Source organism: Flavobacterium psychraerolatum, assembly GCF_025960985.1.
In the GTDB taxonomy this organism is placed as follows: Bacteria; Bacteroidota; Bacteroidia; order Flavobacteriales; family Flavobacteriaceae; genus Flavobacterium.
This window is the reverse complement of the sequence record NZ_JAOQMX010000009.1, coordinates 61,324-81,497: the sequence shown is the minus strand read 5'-3', so window position 1 is coordinate 81,497 and position 20,174 is coordinate 61,324. Positions and strand designations below refer to the sequence as shown.

Sequence of the window (20,174 nt, the reverse complement as noted above, 5' to 3'; positions counted from 1 at the left end):
TTTAATTAAAATGACAATTGAACTCCTGTTAATAATGTTCGAGATAATGGATAAGCCAAAGGCCCAAAATCAACTCCTCTATCTAATACAGAACTACTACCTCCTAGATCGGGATTAAATCCTTTGTAATTTGTGAGTGTAAAAATATTATCTGCACTTACATATATTCTCAAATTGTTTAATCCTAATCGTTTTATAACAGATTCAGAAAAACTATATCCAAGTTGTAATGTTTTAAATCTTAAGTAAGATCCATCTTCTAAAAACCTACTTGAAGTTTGATCGTTTCTATTTGGATCATTTATAACCGCTCTAGGCATACTAGTATTGGTATTTGTAGGTGTCCAAGCATTTAGGGTTGATGATGCATAATTATATTCAGCATCCATCCCTTCTAAATCTTGTCTTAAACCATTGTAAATTTTATTTCCATGAGTTCCTTGAAAATACAATTTCATATCAAAACCTCTCCAAGCAAAATTACTTCCAAAACCAAATGAATAATCGGGAGTTGGACTTCCAGAGTATTGTATATCATTTTGATCTATTTTACCGTCATTATTATAATCTTGAAATTTAACATCCCCTGGTCTTGCATTTGGTTGAATTAGATTTCCATTTTTTGTATAATCATTAATTTCCTGCTGTGTTTGAAACAATCCTGCATCTTTAATTAAATAAAAAGCACCTACAGGCCCACCAGCTTGTGTTATTGTCGTTAAAGCATCGTGTATTGTTGCAGTACCACCAAAAATTTGTTGCGTTCCCGTACCTAGATTATCTACTCTATTTTTAATAAAACTAATCGATCCATTAAATTCATAACTAAATTCATTTATTTGATTTGCGTAAGATGCTGAAATTTCAAGCCCCTTGTTGGTAATATTACCTGCATTTACATATGGACTACTGGTACTAGCTCCAGTAGACAGTGGAATAGGTACTCTAAGAATGATATCCGAATTTTTCTTAATAAAATAATCGGCTACCACTTTTAATTTGTTATTAAAGAAACCAAGGTCTGTCCCAAAGTTCAAAGTCTTAGAGACCTCCCATTTGATATCAGGCGTAGCAAAAGCTGTTTGAATTGCTCCAGGCCACAATTGCTGATTTTGCCCCATTACATAATTGGCATTCAAATTAATAACGGGACTATAGGAGTAATTCGCAAAATTTTGACTTCCCAATACACCATAACTCACTCTAAACTTAGCACTATTTACAATACCTTTTTTATCAAAGAAATCTTCATTTGAAATATTCCATGCTCCTGATAAAGAAGGAAAGTATCCGTACCTATTATTTTCTCCAAATCTTGAAGATCCATCTCTACGCATAATACCCGTTAAAACATATTTATCGTCATAATTATACATTAATCTTCCAAAATATGAAATCAATACATTTTCATTTGCATTACTACCCGATTGTATATTAGTTGTTCCTGCATCGAGTACGTCAACTCCTAATGGCATTCCACTTTTACTCCCTAACAAACTTCTATAGTTCGTTTTTTGAAACGTGTATCCTAGCAAACCTTTGAAACTGCTTTTTCCTATTTTAGTCTGATAGTCCAAGGTGTGTTCTAATAATATAGTATTGCTTTCTGTTCTGGTTTCAGATAAATCGGCATCCAGATTAGTAAAGAAGGTACCAATCTCATAAGGAGGCACATAACTATAATTATAATTACTCTCACTGGTGTAACCTGCATTAAATTTATATGTCAATCCTTTAACAATTGAAGCTTCGACATAGGCATTAATAACTGTTCTTTTTTCAGTATCTTCTGGTTTTATTAAATTAGATTGCGCAACAGGATTGATAACAGTAACCACTGGTCCTACTGCACCAGCGTATCCTCCCACTGCATTTGCATCATATACTCCAAAGGCAGGAATCATTTTTGCTGCAGAACCAGCTGAATTACCTCCTTGTCCTTGTCCCCAACCACTTAGTTGTCCTGTAGTTTTTCCACTTGATAATAAAACCGTTTCACCAAATTTAAACCTTCCTTTTGTAACCTCTGATTTAAATCTTAGGTTAGCTCTATTGTAATCGGTATTAATTACAATCCCTTTTTGAGTTAAATAGCTCCCTGACAAACTGTAGGTACTATTTTCGCCACCACCACTAACATTTAAATTATAATTTTGAGTTGGAGCAATTCTATAAATTTCATTTTGCCAATCTGTTCCACTTCCTAAACTAGAAGGGTTCTGTGCTAAATCCAATCGAGCCAAACCCGCATTATCATGCGCTGCATTACTTACATTTGCCCATTGTTCAGCATTTAAGACGCTTACTCTATTGGCTACTTTCTGAACTCCTGTATAAGCGCTCAAACTAATTTTAGCCTCTCCTTTTTTACCCGATTTTGTAATTACAATAACAACTCCATTTGCGGCACGAGAACCATAGATTGCGGCAGCTGAAGCATCCTTTAAAATATTCATCGATTCAATATCTGAAGGTGAAATATTATTTATATCTGATACTTGTACCCCATCAACGATATATAAGGGATCATTATTCCCTAGAGAACCTGTTCCTCTAATTAAAATTCTCATTCCTGCTCCTGGGTTTCCTCCCGCAGATTCTACTTGAACACCAGCAACTTTACCCTGTAATGATCTCGTAATTGTATTTGTTCCCTGTGTTACAAGGTTATCTGCTTTGATGCTTGTAACAGCACCCGTAACTTCATTTCTACTCTCCTTACTATATCCTACTACTATAACTTCACTCAATGTTGCAGCATTACTTTCTAAGGAGATATTTACTACCTTTTTGCCATTAATTGCAATTTCCGTAGTTTTTAAACCTAAGTAAGAGAAAACTAAAATTTTAGCAGTATCAGGAACAGCTAATACATAATTCCCATCAATATCTGTCGTGGTTCCAATCGTTGTTCCTTTTACCAATACGTTGGCTCCTGGAATTGGTATTCCGTCTGAATCTTTTACAGTCCCTTTAATTTGATTTTTTTGATTTGAAACGCTAGTAGCTTCAGAATCGATAGCTATTTTATCCCCTTTTAAAATAATTTGCTTGTTCTTTACTTTAAAAGAAACATTGGAATCTAAAAAAATCTTTTCTAAGACAGACTTGAGTTCAATATTATCGGCTTTTACAGATACTAAACGTTCTGTATTTACTTCTTCGTTGTTAAATAAAAATTTATATTGGGTTTCCTTTTCAATTTTTTCTAAAATGGAAGTAATCTTCACATTATTGAAATCATAGGATACTTTTACATTTTGAGAATAACTTGTTGCACTTTTACAAATGATGCTTCCCATGCAAAAAAGAGCAGTTATTTTCCATGTTAACTTCATTTTAGAAGAAAAAAATGAAGGGGTACTTAAACGAGTGGTTTGTTTCATAAATTATATTTTTAATTTGTATTTTTCTGGTTAGTTTAATGTTAGCAATATTCTATTTCTTCATAGGCAGTATATTTTAAGGTGTATTGATTGTTATTATATTTTGTTTCCTTTCAAAATGGAAAGGCTTATTTTCAGCAAATGAATTCAAAGCTTCTTCAACTGTTTCTACATCAAAAGTTGCAGTAAACAATTCTGTATTGAGCTCTTTATAGTTGTTATTAATTTTTACATTATAATGACGCTCCAATTTTTTAATAATGTTTACAAATCGTTGGTTTTTGAAAACTATTCGTCCCTCAATCCAGCTGGTATATATATCCGTATCTACTTTAAACAATCTAGAGTTTTCGGTTTTGGAATTCCAGCTGGCAAGGTCCCCTGGTTGCAGTCGTATTTTATTTCGTTTCTTATTTCCTGGGGAATTAGAACTTAATTCTACACTACCTTCTACCAATACTACAGTCGCCCATGTATCTTCGGGATAAGCTGACACGTTGAATTTGGTTCCAAGCACAGTCACATTTACAGGAACAGTATTTACAACAAAAGGGTGTTTTTTATCTTTAAAAACTTCAAAAAAACCTTCACCCTCCAAAAAGACTTCCCTGGATCTATCTTTAATAAAGTTAATAGGAAAACGAAAGGTAGAACCCGAATTAAGATAGACTAGTGTACCATCAGATAACGTAATCTCAAACTTTTTACCATAAGGAACTTTTAAGGTATTATAAATCAATTTACCTACATATTTCACTCCTCTAAAATCCAATTTACTACCACTTTTAGCCCCTAAAACATGTCCTTGAGCATCTTTAATACCATAAATCATATCGGAAGATAGAACTTGAATAGTTCCGTTTTCTGACTCTAAAGTAACTTCGTTTTTCGGTACAATAATGGTGGTAGATTTAAAAACATAATTATTAATTAAATAACCTACGGACAATGCAATTATAAAAATTGCAGCATATTTAAAAGTATGTTTAATAAAAGTTTGAGCTGCATTCTTTTTTGAAATCTTATTGTATTTTGACATTACTTTTAGCCATGCCAAATTTGGATTTACGTCATTAAAAGGGTTTTCTTCCGACTCTTGATTTTTCAAGACTTCTAATTCTTTGTAGAAAATAGCATTCTGTGAAGATTCTTCGATCCATGCAGCAAAAAAACGTTCTTCTTTTTTAGAGAGAAGAATATTATGTAATTTCTTTATAATCAAATCTATTATGTCCATAATCGAAAAAATATAATAATTAGTTTGTGCTATTTATAGTAAGACCCCATAAAGTGAAATCGGGTAGTCTTAAAATAAAAAAAACTCAAAAAAATGAGTTTTTACTACAATCTAAAAATCAAATCTAATTTCGTCTAGATTATTTTCTGTAAATTTTCAATAAGAATAAAAATACAACTGAAAATTCTACCATTTCACCCCTAATTTTTTTATACGCTGATTTTATATGATATTTTACTGTATTGATAGATATTCCTAACGCATCTGCTACCTCTTGGTATTTTTCACCATCAACAACACATCGTAGAAAAATTTTTTGCGCAGGTTGTGGTAATTTTTCAATTATTTTTAATAATTGCCCCGTTTGTTCCTCCAATGAAGGTTTATTGTCCTCAAGATTACTAGCGTTAGTATCAACTTCTGTTTCTGATAAAGTGGTAAATTTCTGTTGTGTCTTAATTTTTTTCAAACAACTATTTTTAATAGCTACAACGATATATGCTTTAAGATTTAAGATTTCATCTTGTTTTTTTTTTAAAAGTATTTTAGCACATACATCTTGTACTATCTCCTCTGCCTCTTCTTTGTCATTGAGATAAGAATACGATAATAAACACCAATCTTTATAGTGCATTAAAAAAAGCGATTCTAGTTGTAAATGTATAGTTTCAGACAATCGTGAATATTTATATATTAAAAAATTTTATACAAATTTATCTCCTTAATATTGATTCAATGTTCTCATACTTTTTTTAAATGTATATAGTAGTCATTAAAAGGATACAGCACTATTATTAAAATTATCTAAAGGTACACATGTTTACTCACTATTCTAATGGAATTAGCCCATTAATATTGACATTAGCCAATAAAAAAAATTACAAGACAACAATTTTATTTATTTTTAGATTTATTTATTTTTTCAATGTTTAGAACATTAATCTCAAGAATTTAGCGCAAAAACAAACACTTTTATATGTAATAAAAAAAGTGTTTGTTCAAAAAATTTCCTTTCAAAAAAAACCATATTTATTTCTAATATCCTAAGTGTTTTAGCATTTATTTTATACATTATAGCACTTTTCTAATTTGCTAGTATACCATTGACCTTTGTCAGGAATTTTGGAGGTAACATATTTAATTTCAGGAAAATATTGTTATTATTATAAATTTTTAAGTTTGGAATTACAGCTAATGGAGATGTTGATTTATTTTTCGTTTTTATTACTACCTCCCAAAAAAGGTGTTTATTGGAATAATTACTTTATTCGAAAACAATATGCCATCCTTACTTTTTGCAGTAATGATAACCCAACCCGTTTTATCGGTGGCTTAAATTGCTAGTAGACATTGCCCAAATACCGTAGGAACCATTTTTGGCTTAAAATTTGTCATTTTGGGCCTGTCTCCCTTGCTCTTGCCTATAATTTAAATCATGCCAAATTTAAAAATGATTTGGTCATTATTATTATAATGTATAGCACTACTCTATTTCCTACCGATAGGGTTTGTTACAAATCAACTTGTAACTGCTTACTTTTGCGGGCACGAGCGAGATGCTCGCACTAGCGTTTGCGGTCAATTACTCTTGCGCCAGCTGGGGCACGTATGCGATGATGTGAAGGAAAATACAATGAAACCAGCCTAATTTACGGCTCAAAAAAAAGAGGACGCTTTGTCCTCTTAAATCACCTAAACTTGTTTATCGATATCCCCATAGTGACGGAAGTAGAGCGGTGAGCCTGTCCTGAGCGATAGCCGAAGGGTTCAACCGCGGTTTCATTAGTACGTCCGTTCACTATAGCTCGGGTGTTGGCTTTTCAAGCCCAACGAAATCTTTGCTGTTGGGCGACGGCAGATTTACCAGGTCTATTTTTCGTTAGCAAGTTTCAGCGCATTTTCAATAAAACTATCACTTAACCATACGTTTTTTGTTCTTAATTCAAAAAGCAAAGGTTTTAGTTCTGATATATATCCGAGTTGTTTAGCTTTTAGAAGAATTCCAATTGTTCCAGTAACTTTTATTCCAGTATGTTTAGCGTGAAATCTACCTAAAGATTCATCAAGAATAATTAAGTCAGCTTCTCTTTCAGTAGCCAAAACAATAGCTTCAGCTTCTCCTTTATCTAAATCTAAAAAGTATGACAAAGACTTTTCATTACTTATTTTGTCGATTTTAATCCATTCAATTTTGGACAAATCAGTATAATATTCTTTGTTTTTCCCTGCTTCAATTTCATTAAACACTTCTTGAGGAATAATAATTTCGCCATACAAGTCTTTAAAAATTTGGAGTTTACCAATTTTTAAAAGGGAAATAATAGGTGTGGTATTTGAAACAACTTTAAGCATTTTGAAAATCTTCATTTAAATCTTCAACATTCAAAAATCCAACACTATATTTTGCTAATAACTCCAAAAACTCAATTCTCGACATTTGTAAAACTTTTGAGGCAGTTCCAGATGAAATTTTCCCCAATTCGAAAAGCTTTACAAGACCAGAAATTTTAATTTCTCTTCCAAATTCGCTTTTACTCATTCTCATTGAGTTTGCTAAAGAGTCAGGATATTCTATAGTTATGATTTGTGCCATCTTTTTTTAATTTAATATTCCAAATTTACTGAATTTTTCTGTTGATTTAGCTTTATGGTTGTGAATTCTAAGATTTTCGGACTGCTGTCGCCTATGTCAGTCTGTGAAAAAACCTCCGTTTAGTTCTCCCAAATATAAGTAAATAATTGAAATACTCGACAGAAAAGTTGTATGTTTAAGTATGCAACATATCACATGAATACCGCGCAATCAGCTGTTTTCCTCTAGTTTGGAGGAAACTATTTTACCTAATAATCCCTAAACTTGTTTATCGAGATCCCCATAGTGGCGGAAGTATAGCGGTGAGCTTCTCCTGAGCGATAGCCGAAGGGTTCAACCGCGGTTTCATTAGTACGTCCGTTCGCTATCGCTCGGGTGTTGGCTTTTCAGGCCCAACGAAATCTTTGCTGTTATGACTCGTTATTTTATTTAATAATTTCAGTTAAAAGTTTTGGAATTTCATCGTAGCCTGTATACCAAATGATTGAAACACCTAGCTCTCTCATTATTTCTTCATTCAAATTATGATGTCTATCTAAAAATTTTTTAGCTCCATCTATATTATCAATTACTTTTTTGCCTTCTTTACTTGTAAAACTATCAATTGTCAATCTTTTCATAAAAGCAAAATGTCTTGTTTTATCACTATTTCGTGAAGAAATATCTAATAATCTTCTTAAGTTTGGATCAGTCATTGAAAGACCAACCATAAGACAATTATTATCTCTCAAGTTAGAAAGTTGGACAAGATTTGACCAGTGATAAGAGTCTGAATACATTAAGTGGTATCCTTCTTCAGAAAAAACCAAAGTAGATTTATCTAGAGATTCATATGCTTTAACATCTTCGGGTAAAAATCCATGGACATGATAAATTGGAAGTTCGTCGGGATCAATAAATTCATTATCAGTATAAATGCTATGATGTCTGATCGATTGTTTTTCGAGTTGTCTTTCTATTAGATCGTCAAAATTATATGTAATGACTGATTTTATTTTTGCTCCAGTTCGAAGTGGCATACACATTTCAGTAATTGATAGTATTAAATCCGAATCTATCTTTTTTGAAACATCTCTTAATTTGTATAAATTTTCCGTAATAGTTTTGTTAAATATTTCTGATTCGGATACACTATTATCTAATCCTTTTCTTAAATATCTTGCAGCCATCAATGCTGAAGGTTCGTCCATTTCATTAAGTCTTTCAACTATTTGATTTATATCAGTGTCTAATATTTTAGTTTCGTTATCGAATTCATTCGTCAAATAGGTTACAAATAAAGAATTAAGAAGTGTATTCCAATCAGGCATTCCTGCACTACTTGATACTCCAGCACCTAAAAAAAATGAAAATTGTCCTTTTTTGTATAAAAGCTTTAATATTTCAATTTTCTCGGTCCTTTCTTTTTCCCAATCTTTTGAAACTTGAACAACAGCAGATTCAATCCGAAGAGAAAATAAATTATTAGCAATATCATTTGCTTCTTTTTTATTTTTTGAAACAATTTTATTTATTTCTTCGGAACCCCATAGAACAACTTTAAAATGTATGTTTTGATCTAACATTCTTTTTTCAAACATTTCTCTAAATCTTGGAGAAATAGGAGTTGAAGTAATAAAAAGAATATTTTCAAATGGTTCTATTTCTGGATTTCTTTGCAGTATTCTTAATACTTGTTCCATTAACATTCTTGGTGGTAATCTCTCTATGTTGATTTTAATTTCAATTTGAGTTCCTCCACTAATGTTTTCAATTCCTTCAGGTGCATAAGCATCAAAACCTATTCTTCTTGGTTGGGATAAAAAAGGTTTGTTATTTTTATCTTGATGAACTTTTAATAAATTTAATACAAAAGTCTCAAATGTATAATATCCTCTGTTAGAGTCTTTAAAGTCTATTTTTTTTAAAAGGTCGTCTATTAGCATTTCTGTTTTTTATAATGAGGCATAACTTGTATATATGCGAAACAAACCTTAGCCTATCCACTCCTATTTAGGTGCAAAATCGAAGGTTGGTTTCGCTTTAATTTCTTTTTCAAATATATAAAATATTCCTACAAATCGTAAATTAAAATACCAACTTATCCAATTTTAGTCCAGAACTTTTCAGAAGGATCGAATTATTTAAGTATCCGTTTTTAAAATGTCTTTGTCGGTCATGTACATTTGTATAATAATAAACTTGTGAAATAGCGTCAAAGTTGGTTTGCGTGAGGGGTAGTTCCGAAGCTTCGGGATTACGAAGGGGCACGCCCAAAGGATTATATTTGTAAATTATAAACTCCTTCTCTGGTCTCAATTAATCAATGCGAGCAATTGTTTTTTGAGCTCCATTTTAATTTTGGAAAATTTTGGGTCATTTGCCAAATTATCCCATTCGTTTGGATCCTTATCGTTATGGTATAATTCTTCTTTTCCGTTAACGTATAAAATATAGCGATACTCTTTGGACCTTACGGCATAACTTTGCTTCTTTTTATCTTTACTCTTAAAGTCACCTCTTACTACTGTCAATGCTACCTCTGGTCCTTTCCAACCTTTGCCTGTAGCACTTTCGATAAAAGGATTAAGACTAAAACCGCTTAATGGGGCTCCATTTGAATTTTTCATATTAGCTTCCTTAATATTACATAAATCCATTATGGTAGGATAAATATCAACCAAAGAAACAGGGTTATTGACTTTCACACCACCTTTTGCAACCGTTTTTGGAGTTCGAATCAAGAGAGGTACTCTTGTGCTTTTTTCCCATAAATTATTTTTATACAGGAAATCTTTTTCACCATGATTATAGCCGTGATCACTAACCAAAATGACTATCGTATTATCATTAAATTTACTTTTTTTCAAAGCATCTATCACTTTTCCCACTTGATCATCAGCGAAGGTTACACAAGCCAAATAGGCTTGCAAGTATTTTTTTAATCCCTCATCTTCCCCTTTGTAAGAGTCTTTTAAAGCGGTATAATAGGTTGCCCATGGTGGTATAAAACGATCAAAAGTCGATAAGTAGTAACAATCGTCCTTGTCTTTCTTTTTTATCTCTGGAATTTTGAGAGTCTCTAATGGATACATATCAAAATACTTTTGCGGAGCAACCAAAGGAGTATGTGGTTTTACAAAACCAACTGCCAAGAAGAAAGGTTTTGCATCATTGGCTTTTTCTAATGATCCGATTTTTTCTACTGCCCAGTTTGCACTCAATTCATCGTTCATCAAATCCCTGTCGTCATCATTGACGTATTTGAAAAGTTTTTTGTTTCTAACATCTCTCCAACCTTTGTAACCTGGCGCATCAGAGGTAGGTAGTATTTCTGGAACGTCTGCCAATGAAGTGAATAAACCATCATTTTTACCCAACTCTCTAAATTTTTCTGGAACGGATGGATGACCAACCGTCTTTTTCCCGTCAAATGGATAGGGTCCAAAATCATTTGGAATTCCAAATTGACCCCACATACTTTCTACTTCATCGTGCATTAATTTTCCTGTTCCAAAAGTTTGGTATCCGCTCAATCCCATAATCTCGGGCAGACTTTTACAATTTTTCAAAATAGGATTTTCAAACCATTTGTCAAACCAAAAATTACCAGAAACATGAGGATAAATCCCTGTCAAAAGACTTGACCGTGAAGGACCGCAAATTGGAGCATTGGCGTGAGCGTTGTAAAAAACAGCGCTTTGTTGCGCTAACTCATCCATATTTGGTGTTTTTACTTGTGGATGCCCTTTCAAAAAACCTGTATTGTCATTCAAATCATCTAACATGATTAAAACAACGTTGGGTGCATTGCTCTTTTGCCCTTTGGAATTTGAAACTACAAAGAGAAAAAACACTAAGAATGGAAGAAATAAATATTTTTTCATGTACATAAATAGAAATTAAAAAATTAGTCTAGCCACTGTAGTTTACCTTCTTATAAATTGATTTCATCTCGAACCTTCTTTTTTTAAAGTTTTTCTTTTAACTCAATATCCAGAAACATAAACAACCCACAAGGTACTGTGATGGTTGCTTTTTCGGCTGTGAATTTCACCTCTTCATTGGTTAACAAATTAACGATTTTTTTCACTTTTGCAGTATGAAAATTAACCGTCACCATGCGGTCATCTGGATTTACATAACCACCATCAACCAAGGTCAATCGCAAATGAGTGGGTGCTGTTTGCGCCGCTACCCATGCCACACGACCTTCTACAGTTAGAGGCATTATTTTTGTCCCTTCTTCTATCGCTTTTTTTACTGTTGTGTAATACTCATCTGCTCTATATTTTTTTGTTTTATTAGCATCCGAATAATAATTTCTACCGTCTGTAAAAAATTCTTTTACATTATTTTTATAAATAGGGTTTAAGTGATTCTCCAACAATCCTCTTTTAGAATTTTTATCTGTCGGAGGCGTTGTCAAGACCATTCCATTGCTATAGGTCGGTAAAAATTCTAACCTGCGTTCCTTGGCACCTGATGCGTAGCTAGAAAAATCCCAATCTGTTACAGGAGCACCTGCAAACACGCCCGTGGTACGACCTATAACCATAGGATTTTCATTTTCGAAATTTTCATCATAAATGGTTATATCTTTTACGTGATTCCCTTCTAAATACAAAGAATCAGGATCTATAATACTTAAATGAACGGGGTTAATACTCACGATTTCTTCACGAGTAGGAACGTACAAAATTCCTTTTGCAATCATATCCCACAATACTTTTTGATAGTCTTCATTTACAGACGTATTGTGAACCACGGTAGCACCACTAGCAATTTGGTGTACAAACATTCTTAACGCATGATTTGGTACTTTTTGATAAGACAATTGCCTCAATCGATCATAACAAGCATTGTCTCTTGTAAATCGGCTTCCCCATTGATTCATCGAACCCGCAGCCCATAAACCCATTCTACCCGAAATACTCATGTCCATTGTTTTGCTATTGGATTCCTCCATAGACGACACAAATACATTGGCAAACTCCCCAGAAACCAAACGTTTCCAAGCCGGTGTATAAACCGATGATTGCCAAAATAAATTTTTATTTCTAATTGAAAAAAAACTGTTTGTTCCCTGTAAGTGACTTGCTAATGGATAGATGAAATTTTCTGTCGTCCACTCAATATCTTTGTCGTGTTGCTCCAATTCTGCAAAAACTGGAATCACTATTTTTGCTCCCGCATAATCAATTACCTTTTTTACAGTTGATAAGGAATAGAAATAAACATCTCTACCGTGTCCTTGCCAATACTGAATTCCTGATTTAGAATCATCTAAACCCTTTTTGAATAAACTAAATGCTTCCGTACTAGTCAAATCGGCTTTCTTACGATCATCCCTTGTTTCTCTTGAAACTTTATTATCCAAAATAGAACGATCCCAATTTTCGACATGTGGGTATAATTTCTTAACCTCCTCTATAATTACTGGATTTTTACCATTTATTCTAGCCAAAGCATCTATTTCTTCTCTATTCAATCCAGAAGATAAAACCTTTACGGCGACTTTTTGGTTTTCCCAATTTGGTGCTTTAAATTTTCTTAGTTTTAGACTAAAATCTTTTGTGTTTTCAAGAATTTTGGCGATTTTTCCTGGAGGATTTAATTTTTCGAAATCCTTTTTCCAGTTATTATTGGTGTAATCAATCACATGAATACAACTACCTCCACTTTGTGCACTTCCTAAAATTAATTTTTTGGTAGACGCATCTTTACACATATCATTAAAAGCATAATTACTTTCGATAATCTCTATTTTCTCTCCATTTTTATCAGGAGAAACTAAAAACATTCTATTTCCAAACAGCACATAATATTTGAAACTATTTGCATCTGGAATGGCCTCTGCAGATGCCAAACGGTAACCTACTGCTCCTAAATCTGATTTTTCTTTTAGTTTTAAATCTAATTTAGCATTGGTTAATTTTTCAACAGAAGCTATAGAAACTCCCAATTGATTCAATCCGTTTCCTCCTAAAATTATTTCTGTGTTAGCTGGAAACAAATCATTTACCGCAAAGGTTCCTGGACATGAACCTCCTTTACCTTTACCATTCATCTTGTCAGAAGCATAAGGTTTGTTCTCTAAAGGATTAAAATAATACAAAACTCCTTGATCGTAATTGGTATTGAAAGCACTTAAAGCCACCAAAATATCTTTTCCTTTTTGTTGAATCGTTCTCAGGTAATTGATGGCATGATCTTTAAACTTATTTTCGACACTATAGGAAGCTGATGGAATGGATTTTAATAATTTTCCATCCGCTGTTAAATAATGAATATTCTTATCGTAACCGCCACAAACAACATAGTTTATTTTATCCTTAGCAACCATAGTCGCTGACAAAATAGGTGCCGAATTCTTTTTAAATTTCCACAATAACTTTCCATCATCATCAAGGCAATATAAGTTTCCGTCTGCATTTGGAGCCAAGACCTCATCTTTACCATCATTGTCAATATCGGCACAGTAAATATCATTGTTCATAAAACCAGAAAGCTCGTTCTTCCACTGCAACTTTCCATCATAATCATAACAAACGACTGTTCCCTCGTAACTGGAACCTATAATTTTTGTTGTGTTTTTATACTTCGTCACCCTCACTTTCATGATGGTATAATCGGTTTCAATACTTTTAATTCCGTCTGCAGCTAGAACGCTTTGGATACTCAAAAAAATCACTAATAAGCTTATTATTTTTTTCATATATATTTCACTACTAATCACGATCGTTATAACTATTCACCAAATACATTCAAATAAAAAAAGGGACTAATCCGTAGAAAAATCCCTTTCATTATACTTTAATCGAAATAAATGACAAACCTTCTAAATTCTCAGGATTTGGCTTATTAGATTAAAAAAAATTATGGAGTGGACATCATTAAAACAAACTAAAATGCATTATTTTGTAATGTAAGGTTTACTCATTTTCAAACCAGGCTCATCATATTTTACTAGCTGTTTGAACAATTCTGTTTGCATCTTTTGAGCAATCGCTTTATAATTTTTATCATTGTAGAAATTGGTCAACTCGTCTGGATCTTTTGTTAAGTCAAATAAATAAGGACGCTCATTTTTATCAATTATCAATTTATAGCCATCATTGACTGCTGCTACCCACCATCCACCAGATTTAGCAAAATAGGTTATTCTATCACTATCAATTACTTTTTTATCGTTTAAAAAATCATCCGAACTGTCTAAACCATCAAACTTAGCTTTAGTTTTTATTCCCATAATACTCAAGATTGTTGGTGCAAAATCAACATTGGTGTAAGCCGTATTAATCACTTTACCCGCTGGAATTTTATCTGGATAACGGATTACAAATGGAATACGAGCAGAGGCTTCGTAAGGGACTCCTTTGTTTACACGATTATGTTCAAAAAACATATCACCATGGTCTGAAGTAAAGACAACAATTGTATTTTCGGTTAAATTATTATCCTCCAAAAATTTAAGAATTCGACCTACACTATCATCGATATGGCTTACCATACCGAAATACTGTTTTAAAGCGTCTTTGTCTTTGGCAAAAGATTTTTTTCCACTTGCTTCATTAGTATCTCCTTTATCTTCGCCGTCCTTAGCCCATGATGGTTTGATGGCAGTATATTCTGCTGCCATTGTCTTAGGCGCTTTAATGTTTAAATTTTCATACATGGTATGATACGGAGGTTTTGCGTAATCAGGAGTATGTGGATCTGGAATAGACACCATTAAGGCAAAAGGTTTCTTCTTGTCACGCTCCAAAATATCCAGCGCTTTGTCTGTGAAAAAATCGGTTACATGAATTAGTTCTTCCTTAGGGAATTTATTAATTTGGTTTTGATTGACAGCAGATACCTTATCACCTTCTAAATGAAAATAAGGAGCATGCCCGCCGTCCATCATATAGCGATTATCTTGAAAACCTGCATTATATTCAATTCCAAAAGCGTATGTTCCATTTCCTGCCAAATGCCATTTCCCTACATAGGAAGTCGCATAACCATTGTCTTTTAAAATAGAGGCAAAAGTTGGTATTCCTTTCTTCAAATGAAGTCCGTTTTTGGGTGCACCTGTCGCTTGCGGATACAAACCGGTCACCAAAGACGCTCTAGATGGCGTACATACTGGCGAGGATGCGTAATAACTGGTACAAATTGCACCGCCGTCTGCCAATTTATCAATGTTGGGAGTTTTGGAATTATTGCCTTTTCCCCAAACAAAAGCTTGATCTTCTGAAAGTAATTTTTGGTAACAACTTAGCGTTCGAAAATTATGCTCATCGGTATGAATAATAATTAGATTCGGTAGTTTTTGGTTAGCTCCTTTACTTTTTACCAAGCTATCTTCTATTGCCACTGGTTTTGCCGCAAAACAGGACATCAGAAAAAAGGAAGCTAACGTAAGTGTCAGTGTTGTTTTCAAATTCATTTTTGTTTTTTTTAGTTATAGTTATTACATTAGACCGTGAATAGCTAAAAAGGTTTAGTTTGCACCTTTAAATAAAAACACTAATTGCTTTTATTAATTGAATCTAAGCTTTAAAACAAACCCGTTGGGTGAAATTAATAGTATCCATCAAATTCACATGAAATAGGTCAAACTGCGCTTGTCAAAGTGTAATCAGAATAGTCTCCCCTTCGAAGAAAGCTCTAGACAGGCTAAGCTCAGACGGACAAATAGGTAGTAATTAGATTTAGTAGTCTAACTAAAAACTGCTTTAATAACCAATTTTGATAATTTCACCCAAAGGGTTAAAAAAAATTACAATTTAGTGCTCTACTGTTTTAGTCACAAGTAACAAACCAAATGAATAAAGCGCTCAATGGACAATCATCCTTTTCTAGGCCGATATCTTATTAGAGATACTATTTTTTACTTCACAGCTCTGTTTTGAGAAGCTTTCAACCACGCTTCCATTTCTTTTACAACCTCTTTGTATTCTGGTTTCATGACTACATTTTCGTTCTCATCTGGGTCACTGAGGTGGTCGAAAAGCATGACTTCTTCTCCATGTTTTTTACCTGAATAATGGGTATAAGCATAACGATCATTGATAACGGTATCTCCATCTAAAAATCTACTATAGGCATATTCTCTAAATGGTTCCTCTTTTTTAGAAAGAAGCTCAGTGAAACTTTTCCCTTGAATTTGTTTTGGTGGAATAATTCCTGCCAGAGAACACAAGGTTGGGAAGATATCGGCACTTTCGACAATTGCAGATGTTTTATTAACGTTTTTATTAGTTGGTACTTTTATAATCAGAGGCACTTTCAAGGCTAATTTCATCATATTGTGTTTTCCCCAAAAGGTATGTTCTCCTAGATTCCACCCATGATCTCCCCATAGAACCACAATGGTATTTTCATCTAAATTCAGATTTTTAAGTTCTTGTAATACATCACCAATTAATTTATCGGTATAACTAACGCTGGCATAATAACCATGTTTCATCATTTTACGAAATTCTTCCGATTTTGGGTTTAAATTATCTAAATAATAGTTTCTAAATTCACCACTTCCGTTAAGACTTGCAGGCGCATTTTTTGGGCGGAAATTATTATTTGCTTCAGTAATGGAATCTCTATTGTATAAATCCCAATATTTTTTTGGGGCATAAAATGGTAAATGAGGACGAACAAAACCGCAAGCAATAAAAAAGGGTTGTTTGTTTTTTTTCTGATTTCTCAGCTGTTCAATAGTTTTCAAGGCAGTCTGTCCGTCGTTATAGGCATCATCCTTCACATCTGGCATTTCATATATTCTTCCTCTATTAGCCTTGCTTAATGTTAAGGCTGATATAGGATCTTTCGATAGCATAAAATCATATTTCTCTCCTTGATTCAACCAAGCAGGTTCACTCCAACTCCTATCATTAGCATCATCTGGATGATGAAAAACTTTTCCAATAGAAAAGGTCTGGTATCCTGCTTCTTTAAAAACCTGAGGTAATGTTTTTGCATCTGGGACATCTTTTGATGCATAAGCATCAAATTGAACAAAACGTTCTTTTGTTGGAAGAATACCCGTTAATAGACTCGCTCTGGAAGCACCGCAAACAGGAATGTTGCAATAAGCATTGTTAAACAAGGTTCCTTGAGAAGCTAACTTGTCGATATTAGGTGTTTTAATTTGTGGCGAACCATAACAACCTAGTTCAGGACGCAAATCGTCAACCATAATAAATACAACATTGGGTTGCTTCTGTCCGTTACTTATACTTATATTACCTATAATTATTAGGAAAAGCATTAGAAAATCACTTCCTTTTATCGTTCTTTTTTTCATCTTTATAATTTTAATAAATAGTGTAAAACTGTTTTTATAATCTTTTATCCATAGTTCGAATTATAGATTTTATTCCTTTGTTTTGCTTCTAAATTCCATTAAATCTTGTTCTTTACCCGTTATGATTAATTGCAGCTTTTTGATTTCTTTATGCAATTCTTGAACATCTAAAGGTAAGTCTATCTTCGATTCTTGAATTACAAATCCTTTCTCCTTCTTCGCCTTTGCCGATGATGATAAATAATTGGCATCATAAAGTGGTTTTTCGACCATTGGTTTTGATTCCAATGTTATCGTATCAGTATTCAATCCGCTTGCGAATCCTTTTATTTTAATAGTTCCCGCTTTTAAGGTCGAACGAACCAAAACTGTTGCCACACCCATTTCTGCTTTTACAGGATTGGTACTTATAATTTCCCCTTCTCCTTCAATTTCGAAATAAACCTCTGTAGACGCTAATACTTTTTTGATACCATCTGTATCCACAATAGTTGCTCGAACTGGAATAAAATCGGAACCGTCTGCCACTAAATCCAAGCCTTGACTATCAACAGTCAGTTTGACCCCAGCAGTACGTTCAGCATAATTTTTCACTGTTTTGACAACCACTTTTCCATCAATCATCCCTTCTGCTATTAATTCAATTTGATTGGTCTTGGAACGCCAATGGGTATTGATTTCTGCAAAGTCGAATACATTTTCGAATACAAAAGGAGCATGTGGTAAATCCTTAAATTTTGGGTCATTGGATGGTTTTTGAATGCCCACAACTTTCCCTAGCCAAGTCAATTTTATTTCGTCACAATTACTGAATATGACAATTTCTTTTGGAGAAATCTGCGTCAATTCGTTGGCTATAAATAGCATTGGACCCGTTTCTATTCCTGGTACTTTATAGTCCGCATTGTATTGACTTTTGTATAAATAATACACATATTTTGGTAAACGTAGTCCGTTCAATAATCCGCCCCAAAAAGGGTCTGGATGATAGCCTCTTTGATGGTCTATTCCTGCCCAAATTGCACCTCCTAATCTTGATTTTGGTGTTTTGAATCGGTCATTTAGGGTGGCTGCTTGTATCATAGCTTGATTGAGTAACGCTTTTTCTCCCCATTCCATTTTTACTCGAGTAGTTGCATTTTGCGAAGACCAATTGTCCACTTCGTTTCCATCACCATATTCTCGATTAAAGGAATTCACATTGGGATCGGTACCGTGATACTGCAAATCCAAGCCTGCTTTTTTGGCTTCTTGGTAATCCGTTACCGTAAACATTCCTGGAAAAGGAAATTCTTCGTGAGCAATTTTATGCATCTTGTTCATCGCTTCTGCGGGTTGCTGTGGTGTTTCGTTCAGAGCCGTTTCCCACATTAAAATAGAAGCCAAATTGCGATCACGTCGCACTAGATTATGAGTGTCTTCATACAGTCTTTTTTCGAAAATAGGCTCTTTGAAGTTAAAGAAATGCCAACCCGGATTGGCTGTTGTTGTCAACATTCCAAATTCATCACAAGCATCATAAAACGCAGGGTCTTGTGGATAATGGCCTGCTCTTATAATGCGTGAACCACCTTCTCTTAGTAATTTCACATCTCGCCATTGTCCAGAATTTGGCAATGCATTTCCAACATAAGTATAATCTTGATGACGGTTTACTCCGATTAACTTCGCTTCATACGGTTCTTTGTTTATGTATAAGCCGTCTTTTCCACGCATTTCGAACAAACGAATTCCAATACGCGTTCGCATTGCGTCTACCACTTTACCATTGACAACAATTTCTGTCTTTATATAATGAAGATAGGGATTATCAGGATGCCAAAATTGTACATTCTTAACGTCCAATTGTTGGCTCAATTGTTTGCTTTCGCCCGCTTTTAAGTCAATTTTCTGAGTTGTCTTTTTGATTGGTTTATAATTGGCATCTTCCAGCGTAGTTTGAAGGGTAATTTTATTAGCTTGTTGGCTATCATTTGCCAATTCTGTTCGAACTTCTATTTTTGCAGCCTTACCATTAATAGCAACTGTTGCCGCAAAAACACCTCCGCCAGCAACCGTAGTACTTAGCTCTGTGAGTGTAACATGCGTAGAAGGGGTTTCGATAAGATAGGTATCTCTATAAATACCGCCCATATAAGTAAAATCCAATCCAGATTGGTTTTTACCTGGTAAATAGGTTTTATCATCACTATTATCGGCTTTTACAGCCACTATATTGGGAGTTGCATCTTTGTTTATCAAATTGGTAATATCAACAGCAAAAGGCAAATATCCTCCAAAATGTTCGGTCGCAAGTTTTCCGTTTACCCAGACTTGGCATTTTCCCATTACCGCTTCAAAATAAAGATATACTTTGGCGTCAGCCGTTTTTTTACTGACTTGAAATTGTTTGCGGTACCAAGCAATACCTTGATAATTACGACCTCCACTGGCATTTTCGCCCAATATTTCTAATCCGTGCGGAAGATTTGCAGCTTCCCAAGCACTGTCGTCAAATTGTAGCTGTTCCGCATTTTTTACGTCGCCCTTATAAAAACGCCATCCAGGGTTGAAATTAAACACTTTTCTAGAAGAGTTGGCTACTTCATAAAATCCGGCTGTAGAGAAATTTTGGGCTTTGACCGCAATGCCACTTATGGACAACAATAAGGTAAATAAGTATATTAAAATGGATTTTTTCATAGTGAA

The 20,174-nt window shown here is 33.8% G+C and carries 11 protein-coding genes; all 11 read right to left on the bottom strand.

Annotated elements, in window-relative coordinates; genetic code table 11:
- Positions 1–5 precede the first annotated feature (5 nt).
- On the bottom strand, positions 6–3,386 hold the full coding sequence (locus M2326_RS05505) for a TonB-dependent receptor (RefSeq protein WP_264618552.1): 3,381 nt from the start codon (positions 3,384–3,386) through the stop codon (positions 6–8).
- A 76-nt stretch (positions 3,387–3,462) separates the two neighbouring features.
- The gene (locus tag M2326_RS05500; protein ID WP_264618551.1) at positions 3,463–4,623 is read right to left on the bottom strand and encodes a FecR family protein; all 1,161 of its coding nucleotides are present in this window, start codon (positions 4,621–4,623) and stop codon (positions 3,463–3,465) included.
- A 139-nt stretch (positions 4,624–4,762) separates the two neighbouring features.
- Positions 4,763–5,299, bottom strand: a complete 537-nt coding sequence (locus M2326_RS05495; protein ID WP_264618550.1) for a sigma-70 family RNA polymerase sigma factor — start codon at positions 5,297–5,299, stop codon at positions 4,763–4,765.
- Positions 5,300–6,492: 1,193 nt separating this feature from the next.
- Positions 6,493–6,975, bottom strand: coding sequence for a PIN domain-containing protein (locus tag M2326_RS05490; RefSeq protein ID WP_264618549.1), 483 nt, complete (start codon positions 6,973–6,975; stop codon positions 6,493–6,495).
- Positions 6,968–7,216, bottom strand: coding sequence for a UPF0175 family protein (locus M2326_RS05485; RefSeq protein ID WP_264618548.1), 249 nt, complete (start codon positions 7,214–7,216; stop codon positions 6,968–6,970). The genes M2326_RS05490 and M2326_RS05485 overlap by 8 nt, the downstream gene beginning before the upstream one ends.
- 425 nt (positions 7,217–7,641) lie before the next feature.
- On the bottom strand, positions 7,642–9,141 hold the full coding sequence (locus tag M2326_RS05480) for an SIR2 family protein (RefSeq protein WP_264618547.1): 1,500 nt from the start codon (positions 9,139–9,141) through the stop codon (positions 7,642–7,644).
- Positions 9,142–9,510: 369 nt separating this feature from the next.
- Complete coding sequence (locus M2326_RS05475; RefSeq protein ID WP_264618546.1) at positions 9,511–11,082, bottom strand: sulfatase; 1,572 nt, start codon at positions 11,080–11,082, stop codon at positions 9,511–9,513.
- A gap of 83 nt (positions 11,083–11,165) precedes the next feature.
- A complete protein-coding gene (locus M2326_RS05470) occupies positions 11,166–13,913 on the bottom strand; it encodes an outer membrane protein assembly factor BamB family protein (protein ID WP_264618545.1) in 2,748 nt (915 codons plus the stop codon).
- Positions 13,914–14,111: 198 nt separating this feature from the next.
- Positions 14,112–15,629, bottom strand: coding sequence for a sulfatase family protein (locus M2326_RS05465; protein WP_264618544.1), 1,518 nt, complete (start codon positions 15,627–15,629; stop codon positions 14,112–14,114).
- Positions 15,630–16,073: 444 nt separating this feature from the next.
- Complete coding sequence (locus tag M2326_RS05460) at positions 16,074–17,486, bottom strand: sulfatase (RefSeq protein WP_264618543.1); 1,413 nt, start codon at positions 17,484–17,486, stop codon at positions 16,074–16,076.
- 69 nt (positions 17,487–17,555) lie between these two features.
- A complete protein-coding gene (locus M2326_RS05455) occupies positions 17,556–20,168 on the bottom strand; it encodes a glycoside hydrolase family 2 protein (RefSeq protein WP_264618542.1) in 2,613 nt (870 codons plus the stop codon).
- Positions 20,169–20,174 lie beyond the last annotated feature (6 nt).